This is a genomic window from Paenibacillus spongiae (genome assembly GCF_024734895.1).
Classification (GTDB): Bacteria; Bacillota; Bacilli; order Paenibacillales; family Paenibacillaceae; genus Paenibacillus_Z; species Paenibacillus_Z spongiae.
The window spans coordinates 7,278,959-7,299,964 of record NZ_CP091430.1 but is presented as its reverse complement, the minus strand read 5'-3'; the positions used below and the strand labels follow the sequence as shown (position 1 = coordinate 7,299,964).

Annotated in this window: 16 protein-coding genes and 1 riboswitch; of the genes, 6 read left to right on the top strand and 10 right to left on the bottom strand. The window is 54.0% G+C overall.

The features are described 5' to 3' along the window. Positions 1-113: 113 nt before the first annotated feature. A riboswitch (cyclic di-GMP riboswitch) is annotated at positions 114-206 on the top strand. Positions 207-472: 266 nt separating this feature from the next. Next, positions 473-1,930 (top strand): putative bifunctional diguanylate cyclase/phosphodiesterase, encoded by a 1,458-nt coding sequence (locus L1F29_RS32770; protein ID WP_258386147.1) that lies wholly within the window; start codon positions 473-475, stop codon positions 1,928-1,930. A gap of 99 nt (positions 1,931-2,029) precedes the next feature. Here the strand turns inward: L1F29_RS32770 and gdhA are convergent, their stop codons facing one another. From gdhA to L1F29_RS34280, 3 genes are all read right to left on the bottom strand, one after another. Then, positions 2,030-3,391 (bottom strand): NADP-specific glutamate dehydrogenase, encoded by a 1,362-nt coding sequence (gdhA, locus tag L1F29_RS32765; protein WP_258386146.1) that lies wholly within the window; start codon positions 3,389-3,391, stop codon positions 2,030-2,032. Positions 3,392-3,828: 437 nt separating this feature from the next. Next, positions 3,829-4,812 (bottom strand): diaminopimelate dehydrogenase, encoded by a 984-nt coding sequence (locus L1F29_RS32760; RefSeq protein WP_258386145.1) that lies wholly within the window; start codon positions 4,810-4,812, stop codon positions 3,829-3,831. Positions 4,813-5,117: 305 nt separating this feature from the next. Further along, a complete protein-coding gene (locus L1F29_RS34280; protein WP_309252361.1) occupies positions 5,118-6,407 on the bottom strand; it encodes a stalk domain-containing protein in 1,290 nt (429 codons plus the stop codon). 360 nt (positions 6,408-6,767) lie between these two features. Here L1F29_RS34280 and L1F29_RS32745 point away from each other — a divergent pair, with 360 nt between their 5' ends. The 3 genes from L1F29_RS32745 to abc-f all read left to right on the top strand — a co-directional run bounded on the left by L1F29_RS32745 (position 6,768) and on the right by abc-f (position 9,714). Next, the gene (locus L1F29_RS32745) at positions 6,768-7,301 is read left to right on the top strand and encodes a YceI family protein (RefSeq protein ID WP_258386144.1); all 534 of its coding nucleotides are present in this window, start codon (positions 6,768-6,770) and stop codon (positions 7,299-7,301) included. A gap of 208 nt (positions 7,302-7,509) precedes the next feature. Further along, the gene (locus tag L1F29_RS32740) at positions 7,510-7,653 is read left to right on the top strand and encodes a hypothetical protein (RefSeq protein WP_258386143.1); all 144 of its coding nucleotides are present in this window, start codon (positions 7,510-7,512) and stop codon (positions 7,651-7,653) included. Positions 7,654-7,749: 96 nt separating this feature from the next. After that, a complete protein-coding gene (gene abc-f, locus L1F29_RS32735; RefSeq protein ID WP_258386142.1) occupies positions 7,750-9,714 on the top strand; it encodes a ribosomal protection-like ABC-F family protein in 1,965 nt (654 codons plus the stop codon). A 102-nt stretch (positions 9,715-9,816) separates the two neighbouring features. Here the strand turns inward: abc-f and L1F29_RS32730 are convergent, their stop codons facing one another. The 7 genes from L1F29_RS32730 to L1F29_RS32700 form a co-directional block, all read right to left on the bottom strand. After that, positions 9,817-10,611, bottom strand: a complete 795-nt coding sequence (locus L1F29_RS32730; protein WP_258386141.1) for an ABC transporter ATP-binding protein — start codon at positions 10,609-10,611, stop codon at positions 9,817-9,819. Continuing rightward, positions 10,611-11,537: an ABC transporter permease gene (locus L1F29_RS32725; RefSeq protein WP_258386140.1), complete on the bottom strand. Its 927-nt coding sequence runs from the start codon at positions 11,535-11,537 to the stop codon at positions 10,611-10,613. The genes L1F29_RS32730 and L1F29_RS32725 overlap by 1 nt, the downstream gene beginning before the upstream one ends. A gap of 91 nt (positions 11,538-11,628) precedes the next feature. Next, on the bottom strand, positions 11,629-12,675 hold the full coding sequence (locus L1F29_RS32720) for an ABC transporter substrate-binding protein (protein ID WP_258386139.1): 1,047 nt from the start codon (positions 12,673-12,675) through the stop codon (positions 11,629-11,631). Positions 12,676-13,024: 349 nt separating this feature from the next. Continuing rightward, positions 13,025-13,705, bottom strand: coding sequence for a hypothetical protein (locus tag L1F29_RS32715; protein ID WP_258386138.1), 681 nt, complete (start codon positions 13,703-13,705; stop codon positions 13,025-13,027). 260 nt (positions 13,706-13,965) lie between these two features. Further along, the gene (locus L1F29_RS32710; protein ID WP_258386137.1) at positions 13,966-15,162 is read right to left on the bottom strand and encodes an MFS transporter; all 1,197 of its coding nucleotides are present in this window, start codon (positions 15,160-15,162) and stop codon (positions 13,966-13,968) included. Positions 15,163-15,235: 73 nt separating this feature from the next. Beyond that, on the bottom strand, positions 15,236-15,517 hold the full coding sequence (locus L1F29_RS32705) for an ArsR/SmtB family transcription factor (protein ID WP_258389882.1): 282 nt from the start codon (positions 15,515-15,517) through the stop codon (positions 15,236-15,238). Positions 15,518-15,656: 139 nt separating this feature from the next. After that, positions 15,657-17,057: an MATE family efflux transporter gene (locus L1F29_RS32700; protein ID WP_258386136.1), complete on the bottom strand. Its 1,401-nt coding sequence runs from the start codon at positions 17,055-17,057 to the stop codon at positions 15,657-15,659. A 234-nt stretch (positions 17,058-17,291) separates the two neighbouring features. On the opposite strand from L1F29_RS32700, the gene L1F29_RS32695 reads away from it, so the two are divergent. Further along, on the top strand, positions 17,292-18,248 hold the full coding sequence (locus L1F29_RS32695) for a phosphotransferase family protein (protein ID WP_258386135.1): 957 nt from the start codon (positions 17,292-17,294) through the stop codon (positions 18,246-18,248). Positions 18,249-18,381: 133 nt separating this feature from the next. Beyond that, entirely contained in the window at positions 18,382-20,754 is a 2,373-nt protein-coding gene (locus L1F29_RS32690) for an ATP-dependent DNA helicase (protein ID WP_258386134.1), read from the top strand. Positions 20,755-21,006 lie beyond the last annotated feature (252 nt).

Sequence of the window (21,006 nt, the reverse complement as noted above, 5' to 3'; positions counted from 1 at the left end):
CGACATGATTCGATATTACTATATAGACAGTGGAAGTCCACGCCCCTATAATGGTTATATAGTCATGTTATTAATAGTTAATAAGCACTACATCAACCAAAACATACATAATTTCATCTTAAAGGCAAACTTATTGAAAAATAAGGACGCAAAGTCATGGGCCTAACGCAGATCGGCAGATTTGCTATGGTTGCCAGACCGCCAGCTGTGGAGAACTATCCGGGGGGCGGATAGTTCTTTTTTATATAAGCAAAGCGTAGGCTTTGCTTATTTCTGAGGGGAGAAACTACTGACGTCGCTGGGACGGCGTCCGCCGCTCTCCCCGCGCGATCGGAAAGTTCAAGGCTGATTGCCAACGCGATTCTGGTCTTATTCAGAGGGAGAAGCTTACTTCGCCGCAGAAGACGGCGAAAGCGTCTCTGCTTATTACTCGGACAAAAACGAAGACAAGCCTGTAGGAGGGAAGATGGAAGTGCCGGCATATGTTTTTGCTTTGCTCCTGGTTATCGTATATCTTATCGCTCATTTGTATTGGTTAAGCAAAAAAAGAATGCTATCGGCGGAGAGTGAAGCGTTCCTGCGAAAGGAACGAAGACTGCTGGAACGAACGGCATTTATGACCCATCATGACATGCTCTCGGGATTGCCGAACCGTCACTATTTCGAGAAGAAGCTGACGCAAGAGCTCCGGCGGCTGGAAGAGCCGGACCAAGCAAGTCGTATGCTGGCGGTCATGTTCATCGATCTGGACCGGTTTAAATACATAAACGATATCTACGGCCACACAACCGGCGACGAAATTATCCGGCTGGTCGGCAGACGGCTGAAGGAAAGCAGCGATAGCCGGATTACGGTAGCCCGGCTCGGCGGAGACGAGTTTGCCGTACTCTTCACGGACATCGATGGGCGCGACGAGCCTTTCGAGTGGTCGCAGGCCATGCTGGATGTGATGGGTACGCCGTTGCAGCTCGCTCCGCTTGAGCTGCGATTGACGGGCAGCATCGGAATTACCGTTGCCCCCGAGGACGGAACGACGACGATGGATCTGATGAGGAATGCGGATATCGCCTTATACAAGGCGAAGGCGCTCGGCCGAAACAAATGCTGCTTCCATACGAAGGAGTTAAATCGCGCGTTCAAGAAGAATCTTGCCATTGAGCAAGCGTTGCGCAAGGCGCTCGAGCAGGAGGAGTTTGTGCTCCATTACCAGCCGCAATATGGCGCCGGCAATAAGCAATTGGTCGGCGCAGAGGCTCTGATCAGATGGCAGCCGCGGGTTGGTCCGCTGGTATCGCCGGCCGATTTCATTCCCCTTGCCGAAGAGACGGGACTTATCGTGCCGATCGGGGAATGGGTTCTGCGAACCGCCTGCAGCCAAGCCGCCGATTGGCTCCAGCGGGGGTTACCGCCGTTCCGAATTTCGGTGAATGTATCCCCCCGTCAATTGGACGAATCGGATTATGCCGAGAATGTGCTGGCGATTCTGGGGGAGACAGGGCTGCCACCCCAGTATTTAATGCTTGAGATTACGGAAGGCGTCGCCATCCGGGAAGAGAAGGAGACGCTTGCCAAGCTGCTCCCACTCAAGCAGCAGGGCGTTCAATTCGCGATAGACGACTTTGGGACCGGCTATTCTTCGTTGAGCTACTTAATGGGGGTCCAGGCCGATGCGCTGAAGATCGCTCAGATGTTCATCAACTACGTTCCCGGTTGTCCGGGTCAGGCGGCGATTGTGAAGGCCATCGTGGCCATGGCGGGAAGCTTGAAGCTTACTGTCATCGCCGAAGGCGTAGAGACGGAGGAGCAGTTCGAATTTTTGCGTTCGCAGGGTTGTCATTGGATTCAAGGTTATTACTTTATGAAGCCGGTTACGGCCATGGAGTTCGAACGGCTTCATCCCATATCGGATCGCGAAGAAGGCGCCGTGTAGCGGCGCTTTTTTTCTTCGTTCCAACGCGGTATTAATTAAAAAAGTCCCCTTCCGCTATAATAACGGTCAGGGGACTTGTCGTATGAGTCCTGTGATAAATTAGATAACGCCTTGAGCAAGCATGATTCTTGCAACCTTCAGGAAGCCAGCGATGTTGGAGCCGACAACCAGATTGCCCTTGCTGCCATACTCTTCAGCGGCTTTCATGCTTTCGCTGTAGATGTTCTTCATGATTTGGAGCAGACGTGCATCCACTTCTTCTGCCGTCCAAGCGAAACGCATGCTGTTCTGCGCCATTTCGAGAGCGGATACGGCTACGCCGCCTGCATTGGCTGCTTTCGCAGGTCCGAACAGGACGTTGTTGTCCAGGAACAGGTCGATCGCTTCCAGCGAGGAAGGCATATTAGCTCCTTCAACGACGGCTTTGACGCCGCCCGCGATCAATTGCTTCGCCGCTTTCGCATCGATTTCGTTCTGAGTGGCCGACGGAATTGCAACTTCGCATGGGATCGACCAGATGTCCGTGAAGTTAGGGTGGAATTCCGCTTCAGGGTGAACCAGCGTGTAGTCGCTAATTCTTTTGCGGTCAACCTCTTTAAGCTGCTTGACCGTATCCAGGTTGATGCCGTTCGGGTCATAAATATAACCGCTTGAATCGCTGCATGCTACGACATGAGCGCCTAATTGCTGCGCTTTCTCGATCGCGTATATGGATACGTTGCCGGATCCCGATACGATGACGCGCTTGCCGTCCATGCTGTCTCCCGTAGACTTCAGCATCTCTTCTGCAAAGTATACGGCGCCGTAGCCCGTTGCTTCCTTACGGATCAAGCTTCCGCCGTAATCCAGCCCTTTACCTGTCAGAACGCCAGCTTCATTCGCATTGCGAATGCGCTTGTATTGTCCGAACATATAACCGATTTCTGCGGCACCAACGCCGATATCGCCGGCAGGAACGTCCGTATCCGGTCCGATGAAACGGTACAATTCGGTCATGAAGCTTTGGCAGAAGCGCATCATTTCCATGTCGGATTTACCTTTAGGATCGAAGTCCGCGCCGCCTTTGCCGCCGCCGATCGGCAGTCCAGTCAGGGAGTTTTTGAAGATTTGCTCGAAGCCGAGAAACTTGATAATGCTTGCGTTAACAGAAGGGTGGAAGCGCAGTCCGCCTTTATAGGGGCCGTTGGCACTGTTGAACTGCACGCGGAATCCGCGGTTAACGCGGACCTTGCCTTGATCGTCTACCCAAGGCACTCGGAAGGAGACCATTCTTTCAGGCTCCACGAGGCGCTCTAGAATACCGGCTTTAATAAATTCCGGATGCCGATCGAACACAGGCGCAAGAGAAAACAAAATTTCGTAAACGGCTTGATGAAATTCTTCTTCATTCGGATTGCGTTTAATGACGGACTCATAAACTGCTTTGACGTAATCGGTACCTTTTCCAGTCGTAATTAGCATCCAAGGGCTCCTATCTGTTGTCTTTTGTATAAATCCCCATAAGATTTGTACTTTTTATCAATTATATAGGGAATATCGCGAAAAACAAAACAAAAATTATTTAATTACCCCTCAAAAAAAAAGTGATAAGGCCAAAAGTGCCAATAAAACCGCTGGTTTCACGGTTTATATCATCCACAATTCGGCAGATAAAATCCGGCCGATATCGGACAAGAGTGATGATTTCGTTCGGATCTGGCATATTCAAGAGGGAGTGAACCATGCTTTTCGTCCGATGCGGCGCGGCAAATGATATGAGGTGCGGACAGCCTCCGAATAACGCTAAAATAGCGGCACTCAAGGCTTGTCCGCATGGAATGGACGGTGTATCCGTTCATCGTATTTCTATAGGGCTAACGATCCCAAATTTGACTCTAATCAACCAAAGAGAGGGAGGCTTACAGAAGCTCTGCTCTTAGCTGCTCCGGCGACTTCGGTGATAAATAGCCTGGCGCGATATCGAAGACGGTCTTGGCGCCGGATACGCCTTCCTTGGATAGGCGGTAAGCGGCCCTCGCATATGCAACAAGCACGCTGGCGGTAAATTCGGGATTGCTGGCGAGCTTTAGAGAGTATTCTATAATTTGACGGTTGTTCTTTCCGGTTACGCCGCTGCGGATCACGAACCCGCCATGAGGCATCTCTGCGTGATTCGCTTCCAGCTCTTCTTGCGTGATGAAGTGAACCGTTGTATCGTAATCGGCAAAATAGTTTGGCATCGAAACGATATCGTTCGTGATGCGTTCCCGGTCGGCATTCTCTTCCGCGACGACAAAGCATTCCCGCAGATGCTTCTCGCGAGTGGAAAGCGCAGGCGTTTCTCCGTTGCGGATCGCGTCGATAACCGATTGAACCGGTACCGTGTACTGTACGCCGGCCTTCACGCCCGGCACGCGGCGGATCGCATCGGAATGCCCTTGGCTGACGCCTTTGCCCCAGAACGTGTAGTCGGTGCCTTCGCTAAGAATGGATTCCGCCATCAGCCGGTTTAAGGAGAACATGCCTGGATCCCAGCCGGTGGAGATGACAGCGACTTTGCCGGATTTGACGGCCGATTGGTTGACTTGCTCGAAGTATTCGGGGATTTTCGCGTGGGTGTCGAAGCTGTCCACGGTGTTGAACATGGTGGCGAAGTGAGGTCCTTGCTCAGGCAGATCCGTTGCAGAGCCGCCGCATAGGATCATAATGTCGATTTCGTTCGAGTACTGCTCGACCTCGCGCACATGAAGAAATTTCAATCCGTCCGGGTTGTTCAGGGTAGAAGGTTCCCGGCGTGTGAAAATACCGACAAGCTCCATGTCCGGATTTTGCCCGATTGCAGAGACAACGCCTTTGCCCAAATTGCCATAACCGACGATTCCTATTCTAATGCTGTTACTCATTCTTGTTAACCTCCACAAAAGATTGAATGCATCTTCCGGTAGTCCCTTAAAGCGGTGGTTGATCATCCCCACACACAAAGCTTACCCATCTCGTCATTATAGCAATTTTTTCAGAAGTATGCCGCTGCTTTCCGTTCAATTTTATTTGCAGTTTTTGCCCTATTATTTGCACAAATCGTGTAGTCGGCAGTCCGGAATTCATCTTATTTGTGTCAATTGCTGCAGAATGAGAGTGATCGATATCAAAAATAGCCCGAGTGCGGCTAGTGCCGCTTCGGGCCATTTCAATTGCTGCAAAATGCGGGTTACGTCGGGGAGTTTCCGGTAATTTGATGCATCGACCATACGACATTGCTAATATTGAGACCCAGCGTCATCCCGCTCGATTCGTAAAACAACTCGATCGTATCTCCGGCCGTCAGACTGGCATCTCCCTCCAACGTTACGGTACCGCTGCCAAGCGCCGCTCTTAAAGTAAGCACAAGCGCAATATTGACATCAAGGATCGGGAGATATCCTTTCAGCAATTCGGTTTGACTCGGTGCCGTGCGTTTAATCGAGAAATAGGGGTTCACACCAGCTCCCAAGGAAACATTTTGCGGAGCAGTCAATTGATAATTTATCGTTGCTTTTATCGTATATTTGCCTGTTGCGGGGACAACAAAGCTTCCTGTGGGATTAAAGTTTGCTCCACCGTAGTATGGGGCAGCTGTGCTCCAGCCAGTCAATCGGGCAGACTGAGCGGTATTCAATTGCGGGAGAAATGCGGAGAACCCTGTTTCGGCAAAATTCGTTCCACCCGAGCCTGCCGGGCCTTGCGGACCTGCCGGACCTACCGCACCTGCCGGGCCTTGCGGACCCTCTGGACCTGTTGGACCCACCGGGCCTTGCGGACCTGCCGGGCCAGCCGGACCTACCGCACCTGCCGGGCCTTGCGGACCCTCTTGACCTGCTGGACCCACCGAGCCTTGCGGACCTGCCGGGCCAGCCGGACCTGCTGAGCCTTGATCGCCCTTGTTGCCCGTGGCTCCCGATGGACCGGTCGAGCCTGCCGGACCTTGGTCGCCCTTATCACCCTTGTCGCCTTTTTCGCCTTTATCACCTATTTCGCCCTTATCGCCTTTAGGTCCAGTGATGCCTTTCGTCTCTGCCGCATTCGTCGTGAGCATGACCATTTTCTTGCTTTGGTTCCATTCTACTGTCGCCCCGTACAGATCTGCCAAAAACCGCACCGGAACCATCAGGTTGTTATTAATCATTTGAGCAGGCTGCTCCAGCGTGACTTCAGCCGTGTCGGAACCGGTCGTTACTGTCGCCGTGGGACTGCCAAGTATAAATGCAACGATGATATCATTCTTCGTGAGCTTTAACGTCTTGGTCTCATTGTCCCATTGCGGTACAGCGCCGAACGTATCCGCAATCTGTTTGGCGGGAACAAGCACCGTTCCCTTCAGCACAGTTGGCTGGACGCTTTGCTGTACCAAATTGCCATCGACATTCAACATAATTCCTGATGCCTGCGCTGCGGGGACCGAGATCATAGTAAAGGCCAATAATGCAATCCCGGCAGGCTTAAACCATTTTCTTCTGAACAAAATAACCACTCCTCAATATTTATTTTTCATGCTGCAGATCATCTTTCAACGATCTATTAGACATGCGAAGCATGACTATCGAACAATGACATCGTTCTTACTGCGCAGCTCTTTCGTTCATTATAATGAATCGCACTGAACAAACTCTGAACCAAAGCCCGTCTCTTTAAGCTTGTTGTTATATATATCGGTCATCTGAGATTCAGTATTAATCCAAAATGCTAAAATTGCTCCGTTATGGAAATAATCGATATCGAAAAGGGATTGACAAAAGATGGGATGGGGAACTACAATAGGTTCATAAATTAAAATTAGTTAGTACATTATTAAAAGTAAGTTAAACACGAGGAGGAAAATATCATGGCATTATCGCAATGGACGGTTGATCCTACGCACAGCAGCATTGATTTTTCCGTCAAACATATGATGATCGCGAAGGTGAAAGGGACGTTCCATACGTTCGAGGCCCAGATCGAAGCCGACCCGGCGGATCTGACTACGGCATCCATCAAATTCAGCGTCGATCTCAGCAGCATCGATACGCGTAATGCGGACCGGGATGCGCATCTGCGCTCCGCCGACTTCTTCGATGTAGAAGTCAACCGGCATATGACTTTCGAAGCCAGCCAAATTACGAAGACGGGCGATGGCGAGTACAATGTAACCGGCGATTTCACGCTGCATGGGATTACCCGCCAAGAAACGTTCGCCGTCTCGTTCGAGGGCGCCGGCAAGGATCCATGGGGCAATGCGAAAGCGGGCTTCAGCGCACTGGGGAGCATCAAGCGGGGCGACTACGGCTTGACGTATAACGCTGTGCTGGAGACTGGCGGCGTGCTCATCGGCGATGAAGTGAAGATTTCGATTGAAATCGAAGCGCTGCAGCAAGTGTAAGATTTTACAGCAAGCGGCGGGGAACGGCAGTGCGGGGAGAGTCCGCTTGCCGTTCTTTTCTGTATAAGCGGGCAATGAAGCTCATCGAGATGCCATCATGAACGAGGGGGGCTTGTCCGCTATTATCGCAGTGTTACCGATCGAGTTGCCAACACTGGAATAGTTGTGGTAAATTGTAAGGAAGTGAACGTGAAGGAGGTGAGGTAGGATGAATCGCGAATCGGTGAACAACCGGATCAGCCAACTGCCAATGGCGATGGCTGGCATTGTGCATGCTTTTTCCCAAGACGGGAGAAGTCTGTCCAATTATGCCCATACGGTTTCACCATTCGCGAAAAGACGCCTACCTTAACCTCAGACGGATTGTATCCGAGAGGGTCGCGGGGCTTTTCCCGCGGCTCTTTTTTGTCGTTTCTGGCTAGGGTCTTCATAAACAGGAGGATCCATTATGTTGATCGTAAATAGTCAAAATATAAAGCAATACCATGGTGCCCAGCTCGTTCTGGAGGATGTGACATTCGATATTCATGAACGGGAAAGGGTCGGGCTCGTTGGCCGCAACGGAAGCGGCAAGACGACGCTGCTGCGTCTGCTCGCCAAGGAACTGAAGCCGGATGAGGGGCAGCTGTCAATCCGCAAGGATACGCAGATCGGCTACTTGGCGCAAGTGCCGGAGGAATGGAGCGAGTCTACCGTCCATGACGTGCTGGCTTCAGGCTATCGGGAACTGCTCGATTGCAGGGCCAATATGAGCATCCTGGAGCTAGGCATGTCCGATCCGGAAGCTGCGGAGGATCCGGACCGGCTGAGCCGGATGCTGGAGGAGTATGCCAAGCTGCAGGAACGCTTCGAGCGTGAAGGCGGCTACGAGATGGAGGCGCGAATCGACCAGATCGCAGGGGGCCTCCAGATTGCCAAAGAGTTCTACGTCCGGCGGTTCGACACCCTCTCCGGAGGGGAGCAGACCAAGATCGGTCTTGCCGCAATGCTGATTCGCGGGCCTGAATTGCTGCTGCTGGATGAGCCGACCAACCATCTGGATATGGCCGGCGTCGAGTGGCTGGAGACGTTCATCGGCCAGTATGACGGCACATGCCTCATTGTCTCCCATGACCGTACCTTCCTGGACCGGGTCGTGACGAAGATTATCGATCTGGAGGATGGCGAGGCGCATACGTACCTGACCAATTACACCGGCTACGTGAAGGAGAAGGAAGAGAAGCTGCTCCAGCAATTCGCCGACTACCAAGAACAGCAGAAGCAGATGAAGAAGATGAAGGAAACGATTCGCAAGCTGGAGGAATGGGGGCGAGTCGGAGATAATGAGAAGTTCTTCCGCCGCGCGGCTTCGATGAGGAAGGCGCTGGATCGGATGGAGAAGGTCAAGCGTCCGGTATTGGAGAGGAAGGGGGCGGAGTTCGGGCTCTCGCAAGCGGACCGTTCCGGCCGAAAGGTGATCCGGTTCGAAGGGGTGACCAAGAGCTATGGAGCCAATCCAGTGCTGAGCGGCATGAACGGCGAATTGGAATACGGCGACAAAATCATGCTCGTCGGACGCAACGGTTCCGGCAAATCGACATTCATCAAGCTTCTTCTCGGCGAGGGAGATGCCGACGAGGGGACGATTGAGTGGGGCTCCCGGGTAGAAATCGGCTACCTGGCTCAGGCAGATCCGCCGGGAGACGGCCGGTTATCCGTTCTGGCCTATTTCCGCGAAGAGGCCGGTCTGGAGGAAGGGGAAGCCCGCTCGCGGCTTGCAAAGTATTTGTTCTATGGAGCAGATGTATTCAAAGCGGTAGGCCAGCTCTCCGGGGGCGAGTGGACGCGGCTGCGGCTTGCGCTGCTTATGATTCGCAAACCGAATCTGCTTATTCTCGATGAGCCGACCAACCACATGGATATCGCTTCTAGGGAAGCGCTGGAAGAGGCGCTGGAGGAATTTAGCGGGACTCTGCTGGCTGTTACGCACGACAGGTACTTCATCAACCGGTTGGCCGACAAAGTATGGGAGCTTGACCGGGGGCAAGTGACCGTATATCTGGGCGGATTTGATGCCTACCAGGAGAAACGGCTGCAGCTGCAAGCAGGCAGAGGGTCCAGCCGGAGCATGGGCAGAGAGCAGGCACCCGTCGCCGCGGCCAAACGGTCTGCTTCTGAGCCGGATGAGTCCAGGGTGGTTAATGATGCGCGTCCAGGAAAGGCGAAAGCTGCTGCGGGGCAGCTGGAGCCGGCCATAGCCCGCGAGGAGAGCCGGCTGGCCGAGCTGGATGCCCGGTTGGATAAGCTGTCCGGAGAACCTCCGGAGCCTCGTTATGAAGAGGAGCTGGCAGCGGTATGGGCAGAGCGGGAGGCCGTACAGGAGAAGCTCGACCGGCTGTATGAAGAGTGGATGCTGGCGCAAGAGCATTCATGAGCCGGGACCGCGCCGCTATCGGGATATGACAAAGAGGGCTGGCCTAAAGTCAACAAGACTTTAGGGCCAGCCCTCTCTTCAAATCGCTCTCTGCCAGGCCAACTACCCGAATACGACGCGGTCGTCGGCCATCTTATGGCCGCTGATCTGCTCGAATTCGCCAAGCAGCTGCTCGACGGTCAGCGTCTTCTTCCGCTCTTCGTTCACATCGAGGATGATCCGTCCCTTGTCCATCATGATGAGCCGGTTGCCAAGCCGGATCGCCTGCTCCATGTTATGGGTAACCATCAGCGTCGTCAGATTCATCTCCCGGACGATGCTGTCGGTCAGACGCGTGATCAGCTCCGCCCTGGACGGGTCCAGCGCGGCCGTATGCTCGTCAAGCAGCAGGATTTGCGGTCTCGTGAACGTCGCCATCAACAGGCTTAGCGCTTGGCGTTCGCCGCCGGACAGCTGGCCGACCTTCGCCCTGAACCGATTTTCCAAGCCCAGATTAAGCCGTTGAAGCTGTTCAAGGAACAGCTTGCGCCTTCTTGCTGTCGTACCGAACCCCAGACCGCGCGACTTATCGCGAGAATAGGCCATGGCGAGATTCTCTTCAATCGTCATATTCGGTGCAGTGCCTGCCATTGGGTCCTGGAAGACGCGTCCGACCCAGCGGCTGCGCTGATGCTCTTGAAGATGCGTGATCGCCGAGTCGTTGATCTTGACGTGGCCGGTGTCCGGAGTCATAACGCCGGATATGATGTTCATGAGCGTCGATTTGCCGGCGCCGTTGCTGCCGATGACGGTAATGAAGTCGCCGGGATTCAGCTTCAGGTTAATGCCGAACAAGGCGATCTTCTCATCCGGGCTTCCGGGATAGAACAGCTTCGACACGTTGGATAGTTCGAGCATTAACGCGCACCTCCTGTTGACGTCTTCGATGCTTCGGCGGCAAGCTGAGCCGACCGCTTCCTGGCCATGCTCTTCTGCTTCATCGACCTCCGCGCAGAAGGAAGCACGAGCGCCACGATAACAAGCAAGGCGGTGATGAGCTTCAAATCCGAAGCCTCGAGCCATTCCACGCGCAGGGCGAGCGCGACGACGATCCGGTAGATGATGGAGCCCAGCACAGCGGCAAGCGTCGCCATGAAGATGGTGCGCGCCCCCAGGATCGCTTCGCCGATAATGACGGATGCCAGACCGATGACGATGATCCCGACACCCATCGAGATATCGGCATAACTGGATTGCTGGGCGATCAGACCGCCCGACAAGGCGACCAGACCGTTGGACAAGCTGATGCCGAGCATCTTCGTATTATCCGTATTGGCCCCGAAGCTGCGGATCATGCGGGGATTGTCGCCGGTCGCCCGGAGCGCAAGTCCCAGGTCGGTGCGGAAGAACATGTCGAGCAGAAATTTGATGAAGAGAATGCAGATGGCCACGACGATAAGCTTCAACCATATCGGAGATATGGAAGAGAACAGGGGCTCTAAGCCAAGCAAGGACGTATTCGGCTTGCCCATGATGCGAAGATTGATCGAATGGAGCGCGATCATCATCAGGATCCCGGACAGCAGTCCGTTGATTTTGCCCTTGGTGTGCAGAAGCCCTGTGCAGAGGCCCGCTGCTGAACCCGCAAGAAAGGCCGTAATCAAGGCAATCCAAAGTGAATATCCGTTCGACAGCAGGACGGCGGCAACCGCGCCTCCCGTTGCGAAGCTCCCGTCCACGGTCAAGTCGGGGAAATCGAGAATACGGAATGTAATGTAGACGCCAAGCGCCATCAAGCTGTACAGCAGACCGAGCTCGACTGCACCATACATCGAGTCAAGCATGATTGTCCTCCTTTACTCCTTATGAATGATGAATTGAAAGTAAGCATGAAGAGGGAGTGAACGAAAGAACGTTCACTCCCGCATGTATCGATTATTGAATCAGGTTTTGTTCAGGGTCCTTCACTTGGCCCTTCATCTCGTCCGTAACTTCGATGCCATAATCGGCTGCGGCTTTAAGATTAAGAATAAGATCGAGTTTGTCCGGTACGGTCACTTTCATCTCAGCCGGTTTCTTGCCGTTCTTCAGAATGTCGACGGCCATCTGGCCTACTTGGTAGCCATGGTCGTAGTACTTGAAGCCAACCGTTGCGAAGGCACCCTTCTCGACGGTGTCGCGGTCGCTGGAGAAGAACGGAATTTTCTTATCCTTGGCCACTTTCAGAATGGCGTCAACGCCGCTTACTACTTTGTTGTCGAGCGTAATGTAGAACGCGTCAACGCGGCCTACCAGCGATTCGGCAGCCTGCTTCACTTCCGAAGTATTCGTGATGGCAGCCTTCACGAGCTTGATATCATGCTTGGCCAATGCCTCTTCGGCTTTCTTGGCCATAATGACGGCATTCGGTTCGCCTTCATTGATCACGATGCCGACGTTCTTCACATTCGGGAAGCTGCCCGCGATGAAGTCCATCAGCTTCACGATCGCTTCCGGGTTCGTATCGGATGCGCCCGAGATGTTGCCGCCGGGGGCGTCCACATTGGTGACCAGCTTCGCATCGACAGGATCCGTTACAGCCGCGAACAACAGCGGCGTATCCTTCACATTGGAAGCGAGTGCGACCGCGGACGGGGTTGCGATCCCGAGAACAAGGTCGTTCTTCTCGCCGGCGATTTTCTGTGCGATGGACAGGTTGTTCGTCGAATCATCCTGTGCATTGTTGTAATCCACCTTCAGGTTGTCGCCTTCTGTCAAGCCGGCATCCTTGAGTGCGGCCAAGAAGCCTTCGCGCGTCGCGTCCAGGGATGGATGCTCGACAATTTGCGAAATCGCGATTTTGTACGTCTTTTTCTCGGCATTGCCGGCTCCGCCCCCCGCGTTGCCTGAATCGGTGTTTCCTTTCTCGTTCGCTTTGCTTCCGCAGCCCGCTACAATCAAGACCGCTGAAAGGACAAGCATCAGCCATGTCAACTTTTTCAAGAAAATCTGCCCCTCTCGATTATAAACGCAACCCCTCGAACGGTTTAACGCTTTTGTCCATGAAAGCTTAAAAGCATTGACGTTACGCCGTTTTTCGTGTATGCGTTAACATATAATATATCATATTAAGGTGCATTACCCGATTCGTCAAATGAATAAAAAAACCAACTATTTACATGCGAAAGGTCAGTTCGCATCATCCTTTATTCATTATACAGGCATTAACTCCCCGCGTCATGATACATACATTAATTACCTTTCAAGGCGGTAGGATAGATCCTTATAGGAAAGGGGATCGTTAACGTGAATACCCCTTCACGCAATCTGCGGAAGGGGTTCTGCTCAATCTTCAACTATTATTGAAATCGATTTGTCCGGCAATTTCGGGTCCGCTCGCTCCGGCGTGATACACGATCAGCTCCTGCTTCTCGTTCTCAACGACAAGATAAGGGCAGCAATCATACAGGACGAGGCCTCGCAGCTTGCCCTTGACCCGGATTGCTTCATGATAGCCTTTCTTCAGATTATCGAAGTCATTCGCCACATAAGCGACAGCCTCGCCATTCTGCTGCATGGCCATATGATGACGGGTCTTGCTCCATATCTTGGTCTGCGCCGCGGTGAAAACGCGACCGCTATAGTAAGCTTCCTTCTCGTCCTTTTCCTTGCCCTTGGCGAATTTGGGCCACAGGTCGCTGAACACGAGGTAGCCGTTCTTCTCATTATGCACAAGCACGAAAGGGATTTGCTCCGCCCCGTAAGGCAGAACGAAGAGATCCTTAAGGGTTCCGGCCCGGTCCGCGCCCTGGGTTTCGAACAGCTGGCCATTCTCATTATAAACATGAACGACGTTGCCCACTTGAAGGGCAGCGAAGGAGCCTTCCGTTAAGAGTGAAAAGGAGAGGGATTTGGTCTCGGGCGGGTTCGAAACGGGCGTTTCTTCGGCGCCGGCTGCATAGACTGTCATTGGAATCGCGATAATGGCTGCAAGAGCAGCGAATATAATGAGACGAATAGTCGATTTTATCATCAATGGTTCAATCCCCTTCTAATTGGTAGATCGGCGCGCCTTCCGAACTCATTATATCTCAGCCCTCTTCTGTTGCGTTAGTTGCCAAAGTCATGTAATAAATGGAATTTTATAGGTATTTTATAATCCATCCTGAGACATACGGAATGTAAAATGCATTCGTTTGTTGTCAGGCTCCCGCATTCCTTGCCGTATAGAATCAGGTGTTGTGGATAATGTGAATAAGTTGTTGATAAAAATGGGGATAAGAATGGCCCGCCTCAAGCTCCCGCTTTCTCCAGCGCCTGCTGTGCCGCGCACCGAAGCTTTCGGGTACGGGATTGTCTAACGGAAGCGATGGCAGTCGCTGCTGCGACGGCAACGCCAGCGGCGCCGATCCAGCTGATGGACGATAACGAGGCGCGTTCCACGACAACGCCTCCGATGCCCGCTCCGGCGGCCATGGCAAGCTGCAGAACGGAGCTGTTCAGGCTTAGCATAATACCGGAAGCTTCAGGAGCAAGCGTCATCAAGTTATATTGCTGCGTAGGGCCCGTCGACCACGCGGAGAACGACCACAGCATCAGCAGGACAAACACGATGGATGGCGACCCGGCTGCCAATGACAAGAGGATCAGCGCCGCGGCATGCACCGCGATTCCGCCAACGAGCGTAACGGGAACGCCCCATCTGTCCGTACTGTAGCCGCCGAACTTGGAACCGATCAGGCTGGCGATTCCGAAGGCGAACAACCCTGCGCTCACAGCCTGCTCGTTCATTCCTGTAACGGTAAGCAGAAATGGCGAGATATAGGTATAGGCAATGGCGTACCCGCTGATCCAGAAGAAGGTCACCGACAAGGCGATCGCGATTCGGGGTTGTTTCACCAGAGCCAGCTGGCTTCGGAGCGGTACGGGCTCCTCGCCTTCCGTCTGCGGCAGGGAGAAGTAGATGATGAGTATGGCGGCTACGCCCAGCAAGCCAATGCCCCCGAAGATCGACCTCCAGTCATAAACCGAAGAAATAACCCGGCCCAGAGGAACGCCCACGATTAAAGCCGTACTGAAGCCCATAACGAGCGTTGCGATGGCGCTTCCTTGCTTGCCGGCCGGCGCCAGCTTGGAGGCAACCGTCAGTCCCGTGACTACGAATACCCCGGTACTCAGCGCAAGGACGATTCGGGAAAGCATCAGAAATTCGAACCCCGGCATTGCGGCGGCGATGATGTTTCCGGCAATGAATACAGCCAGCGAATAGAGCATCAGCTTGCGTCTTTCCATACGGGCCGTGACGGCCATGAGGAATGGCGTGCCGAAAGCGTAGGCAAGGGAGAATACGGTAATAAGCTGGCCTGCCGACGACACGGATACGCCGGTATCCTCCGCTACCTTATCGAGAATCCCCGCGATAATAAATTCCGACGTGCCGACCAGAAAACTGACGATGGCCAGCATATAGATTTTCCAAGCGTTTGACATGGTTCTCTTTCTCCTCTCGACTCTTAACCAAAATTCTATATTTCTAGAAACATGGAAATAGTAAGCAAAAAAATTATGCCAGCAAATACGGCGCGTACTTCTGCGCCATCTCGCGGTTTACGCTGTAGTAGATATATGTGCCGTCCTTGCGGAGATGCAGCAGTCCGCTATCGGTCAACTGCTTGAGATGATGAGACAGTGTCGAGCCGGCGACAGATTCCAGCTTGCCTGCGATATCGGAGCAGCACAGATTGCGCTCTTCGGTCAGCAGCAGAGCGATTTTGAGGCGGGTCGGCTCGCCTAATGCTTTGTATACCTTGACGGCTTGCTTTATGTCTGCGTGTTCTTCCGCCATCATGCATTCGCTCCCGTCTGTATCTATATTTCTAAACTTATCGAAATAAAAATAACACAGTCTGCAAGGGATGTAAACCATGTATGAAAAAAGACGGCCCCGGAATCACGGAATCGAGGCCGTCTTGTTATTCGTTCAGCTAGTTCCCCGAGCCGGCCGCAGCCGCTGCCGCAGGCTCCAACGGTTCCACAAGCGAACGCTTCTCCCACACCCGGCTGCGCCAACGATGGCTCATAATAATTCCGCGCAGCCATTCATCGGCGGCGATGGCGATCCATACGCCGGGAAGTCCCATGTCAAGCTTGAATACGAGCAGGTAACCAAGAGGCAAGCTCATGCATACCATTGAGATGAATCCCATGTAGACGGGGAATTTGGCGTCACCCGCCGCCCGCAGGGCATTAATGAACACAAGGTTAATCGAGCGGCCCGTTTCAAGCAGGATGCTGAACAGAATGACCTGCGTAGTCATGCGTATGACTTCCGCGCTGTCTGTGAACAGGTTGACCAACGGCTCGCGGAAAGCAATGATAACCAGATCTACCGCAATCGTAATGCTCAAGCTCCAGACGACGCTTTTCATCACCCGGCGATAAGCTTGATCCTTCAGCTTGGCTCCTACATAGCGTCCGACGATAATGGCCGTGCCCATTCCGATCGCGGCGCTGAATAAATAAATGTACTGGGATATCGTCATCGCATAGGAGCGCGATGCGAGCGCTTCGGCCCCCAAGAAGGTGACGTAGTAAAGAAATACCGTCTGGCAGGCATGATAGGTTACCTGCTCGAGCGCGGACGGAATGCCGACCGACAAGATTTTGCGCATATACGTTTTGGAGAAAGTGACATAGTCGCGCAGCGCGATACGAACCTCCATGACACGGTAGAGCACCCAGGCAAAGACGACAAACGCCAGCGCCCGGCTGATTACGGTGGATACCGCGGCACCTGCCACGCCCATTTCCGGAAATCCGAGATATCCGAAGATAAGCACAAAGTTAAGTCCGACGTGAACGACATTCATTCCGAAGGCGACGTACATCGATTCTTTCGTAAATCCGTAGGTGCGGATCAGGCTTGCGAGGACGTTGATCAGCGCCTGTATGAAGATGAATCCGCCGACAATATCCATATACGTCTTCGCATACGCCAGCACTTGGCCTTCCAGGTTCATCGAGCTCAGAATGGCATCGCTGAATCCGAACAGCGCCGCGCTGACCGCAAGCCCCAGCACGAGATTCATCGTTATTGCCAGCGCTGCGATTTTCGAAGCTTCAGCCATCCGGCGGGAGCCGATATATTGGGCAACAACGACGGACGCGCCGTTGCTGATGACCTCCATGATCAGGATACAAATAAAGATATACTGGTTTACGACGCCGACTGCGGACACCGCATCGTCGGAGACCCCGCTGAGCATAAGCGTATCCGCCGTTCCCATCATCATAAACAGTAACAATTCGAGGAATATCGGCCACGTAAGCTTGTAGAGGTTCAAGCTGACGCCGCCTGCCTTGTTGTCCATAGCTGCATGTTCCATTCTAACCCACCAACACTCCTGTTCTTCTGGCTGCAAAAAGCAATGAGGTAATAGTATCATAGAACGATGAAAGTTTTCATGGATTTTCACAAAATTAATATAATTCCAGCGGATGAACCGTCCGCCGCTAATTCTTATAAAAAAGTAAAGGACATCTGAACGAAACGAACGCAGGATGATATAATAGGTAATCAGCTTGTGGAAAAGAATGGATTACGAAACGGAGGATCAACCATGGGGCTTCCGAGGGGCATGATACTGCCCGATGGCACGTTAGATGAGCGGCTGATCGCCAGACGGGAGCCGCTATATACGGGAATGAACGGCAGCCGCGTCGAGCGGCTTCGACTCACCGTCGGCGGCAGCTTTATTTTTAAACCGCTAACCAATGATGGACAGTGGGGTTCCGAGCTGTGGGTTTATGAGCACATCCTGCCTTATTTTCCACCCTTATACCCCCGCTTGCTCGCCTCATCTATCGATAGCCGGCAGGGAAGGCATTGGCTGCTCTTCGAAGATCTCGGTTCATTGGATCATACGTTTCGGGAGGAGACAGCTGCGCAGCTCATCCAGCATATGGCCTGGTGGCACGGATTTCCGACGGGCGCTTTGCGCAATGGCCCGCTGAAGGGTCCGAAGCCTCCGATCGGGGTGCTCGCGGCAGAGATTTCTGCCAATGAAGAGGAGATCCTGCGGATCTGTGAAGAGATTGGCGCGGGGCTTCCCCGCGTTCAAGAGATGCTGGAGATGCTGGGGCGGGAAGAGTCACCGTTCGAACAAGCGAAGGTGCTGTCCCATGGCGATCTTCACGCCGGCAATTATGCCGTGGCTGGCGGGCGGCTGCTGGTGCTTGATTGGGAGCATATGCACCTGAATTCGCCCTTCTGGGATTTGTACCATGCGCTGGACATGTCGCATCCGACATTTCCGGGTATGATGAATGAACCTGTGAGAGAGCGCCTTCTGGATAGTTATCTTGCCGCGGCGGGAGAGTGCGGCATGCGCCACGATGCGGAACCGTTCAAACGGGCATATGCGCTATATGCGGCCGTATTCTCGCTGTGGATGCTGCGTCTGATCGATGGCGACATTCGCCGCGGATCGGGATTGTGGCCAATGTCCGCACTGCTCCGGCAGCGGCAGGAGACGGCGGCCAGCCTGCTGCAATGCCTAGAGCGAATGACAGGTTAGGCAAGCTCTGTAGCAGCAGGAGCAAGAGAATGACGATGACAGGAACGGCGCAATCGGCGTTAAATAATTGCCATGCATAAGCCGCTTCCGGGGGTGCGTCCGCCGACTTCGCATGCTACAATGGAAGGAACAAATGTTCTCTCATGAGGGCGGCGGGAGAGGCGCGAAGATGGTGAATACGGCGAATACGGTTCAAATTTCGGTAAGGGCGCTTGTCGAATACGTGTACCGGAGCGGTAGCATCGAATCCGGGTTCTGCACGGCGGCATCGCTGACGGACGGCACGAAGGCCCATCAGAAGATCCAGAAGGAGTACGGCGAGAAGGATCGCAAGGAAGTATATGTGAAGACGGAGATGCCCCGGGGCGATCTCCTCTTCGTCGTGGATGGGCGATGCGATGGCCTGCTCGAGACGGACGAGGGGCTCACCGTGGACGAGATCAAATCCACGTCGGGCAGTCTGGAGGCCATCGGCGAAGACGGATATCCGGTTCATTGGGCGCAGGCGATCTGCTATGCCTACATGGTAGCGGAGGAGCAGGGACTCCCCAGCATGCGCATACAGCTGACCTACGTGCAGGTGAACACCGAGGAGCAGCGCCGTTTCGTCCGCGGGATGACCTTCGGGGAGCTGGCGCAGTTTATGGAAGAGATGATCCGCGGTTACGCTCCCTACGCCGAGCTGAGGCAACGGCATGTGATCGCTCGCGATTCGAGCATGAGGGCATTGGCGTTTCCGTTCGACGCCTATCGGGAAGGACAGCGGAAGCTGGCCGGGTCCGTCTATAAGTCCATCGCGGACAAGCGCAAGCTGTTCGCCAAGGCTCCGACCGGAACGGGCAAGACGATCTCGACGCTGTTCCCGGCGGTCAAAGCGATGGGCGAAGGACTGCTGCAGCGGCTGTTCTATTTGACGGCCAAGACGATTACGCGAACAGCCGCTGAGGAAGCGCTGACCCTGATGCAGGCGGGCGGACTGCATATGCATACCGTGACGATCACGGCGAAGGAGAAGGTATGCTTCCAGGAGGAGATGCGCTGCTCCAAGGAATTCTGCGAATATGCCGACGGCTACTATGACCGGGTGAATGCGGCAATGCTGGACATGCTGTCCCAGGAGACGGCGATGACCCGGCAGGTGGTGGAGCGTTATGCCCGCAAGCACAAGGTGTGCCCGTTCGAGTTCTCGCTCGATGCCGCTTACGCCGCCGACGGCATCATCTGCGATTATAACTATATCTTCGATCCGCGAGTGAGCCTGAAGCGGCTGATCGAGGACCAGAAGCGGCAGACGGCCTTGCTCGTCGACGAAGCGCATAATCTGGTGGACCGGGGCAGGGAGATGTACTCCGCCGAGCTGAACAAGGCGGATTTCCTGGAGCTGCAGCGGACGTTCAAGACGATCCGCGCGGACGTGTACGAAGCATCCAAGGATGTGAATCAGCATCTGCTCCGCGTCCGCAAAGCCATCGGGGAACGAAAGACCCTCGTTGAATTGGAAGCGCCGGGCGAGCTGATCGAGCTGGTCGAATTCTTCGTCTATACGGCGGAGAAGGTGCTCGCCGCGGGTTCTCTGGGCGCAGAGCAAGGGCATGCGGCGGCGCTGCTGCTGGAGGGCTATTTTGCCGCTTCAGACTTTCTGCGTGCGGCCAAGCTGTACGACGAGCGGTATGTCACCTACACGGAATGCTTCAAGAGCGAGGTGCGCATCCGGATGTTCTGCCTGGATCCGTCTTACCTGCTCAGTCAGATGGGCAAAGGCTTCCGCAGCCATATTTTCTTCTCCGCCACACTATCTCCCTTGAGCTTCTATACGGAGATGCTCGGCGGCAGCAAGGAGGACTATGCGGTTGCGATCCCTTCGCCGTTCTCGCATGAGCAGCTGGAAGTGAAGATTCAGCCGCTGTCCACACGCTATCAGGACCGCGAACGGACGAAGGAGCCGCTTGCCCGAATGATCAGACAGATCACGGAGAAGCAGCCAGGCAACTACCTGGTGTTCTTCCCTTCCTACGCCTACATGGAGGATGTGTACGAACGGTTCATGACGATGGACGGCGGCCAAACATACGCGGATACGCTCGTTCAGCAGACCGGCATGACGGAGGAGGAGCGCGAAAGGTTTCTGGCGGCGTTCGATGCCGCGAATGCAAGAACGCTGGTCGGCTTCGCCGTCATGGGCGGTATTTTCTCGGAGGGGATCGATCTGGTGGGGGACCGGTTGAACGGCGTCATTGTCGTCGGCGTGGGGCTTCCGCAGCTCGGCTTGGAGCGGAATGTCATCAAGGATTACTTCGAGCGTACAGGCAGGAACGGCTATGATTATGCGTACGTCTTTCCCGGCATGAACAAGGTGCTGCAGGCGGGAGGGCGCTTGATCCGCTCGGAGCGGGACAGCGGCACACTCGTGCTCGTGGACGACCGGTACCTGCAGCCGCAGTACCAACGGCTGCTGCCCGAAGAGTGGCGGTCGTACTCCGTCGTCAATATCGAGAGCCTTTATTGATTGATGTCCCCCAGATGAATACGGCCCATGCCGTCTTTGGCGGCGGAGTCGATCCTTTCTATAGACCGCAGAAATCGATCAATCGCGGACTTGAGTAATAACCTTACGGACAATGAATCCCTTATTTGCGCAAATTTCTTCGTTATACGCCCGCAGCGGACATACGGTTCGTTATTTGCTGGAATTCAATCAATGATGAGGAGATTTGAACTAAATAACGGCTCTCGTGTCCGAAACACGCTCGAGAATGGC

Bases quoted from the DNA above. Each gene is read 5' to 3' on its own strand.
- gdhA (WP_258386146.1), bottom strand. From the start codon at position 3,391: ATGCTAATTACGACTGGAAAAGGTACCGATTACGTCAAAGCAGTTTAT.
- L1F29_RS32760 (WP_258386145.1), bottom strand. From the start codon at position 4,812: ATGAGTAACAGCATTAGAATAGGAATCGTCGGTTATGGCAATTTGGGC.
- L1F29_RS32745 (WP_258386144.1), top strand. From the start codon at position 6,768: ATGGCATTATCGCAATGGACGGTTGATCCTACGCACAGCAGCATTGAT.
- L1F29_RS32740 (WP_258386143.1), top strand. From the start codon at position 7,510: ATGAATCGCGAATCGGTGAACAACCGGATCAGCCAACTGCCAATGGCG.
- abc-f (WP_258386142.1), top strand. From the start codon at position 7,750: ATGTTGATCGTAAATAGTCAAAATATAAAGCAATACCATGGTGCCCAG.
- L1F29_RS32730 (WP_258386141.1), bottom strand. From the start codon at position 10,611: ATGCTCGAACTATCCAACGTGTCGAAGCTGTTCTATCCCGGAAGCCCG.
- L1F29_RS32725 (WP_258386140.1), bottom strand. From the start codon at position 11,537: ATGCTTGACTCGATGTATGGTGCAGTCGAGCTCGGTCTGCTGTACAGC.
- L1F29_RS32715 (WP_258386138.1), bottom strand. From the start codon at position 13,705: ATGATAAAATCGACTATTCGTCTCATTATATTCGCTGCTCTTGCAGCC.
- L1F29_RS32710 (WP_258386137.1), bottom strand. From the start codon at position 15,162: ATGTCAAACGCTTGGAAAATCTATATGCTGGCCATCGTCAGTTTTCTG.
- L1F29_RS32705 (WP_258389882.1), bottom strand. From the start codon at position 15,517: ATGGCGGAAGAACACGCAGACATAAAGCAAGCCGTCAAGGTATACAAA.
- L1F29_RS32700 (WP_258386136.1), bottom strand. From the start codon at position 17,057: ATGGAACATGCAGCTATGGACAACAAGGCAGGCGGCGTCAGCTTGAAC.
- L1F29_RS32695 (WP_258386135.1), top strand. From the start codon at position 17,292: ATGGGGCTTCCGAGGGGCATGATACTGCCCGATGGCACGTTAGATGAG.
- L1F29_RS32690 (WP_258386134.1), top strand. From the start codon at position 18,382: ATGTTCTCTCATGAGGGCGGCGGGAGAGGCGCGAAGATGGTGAATACG.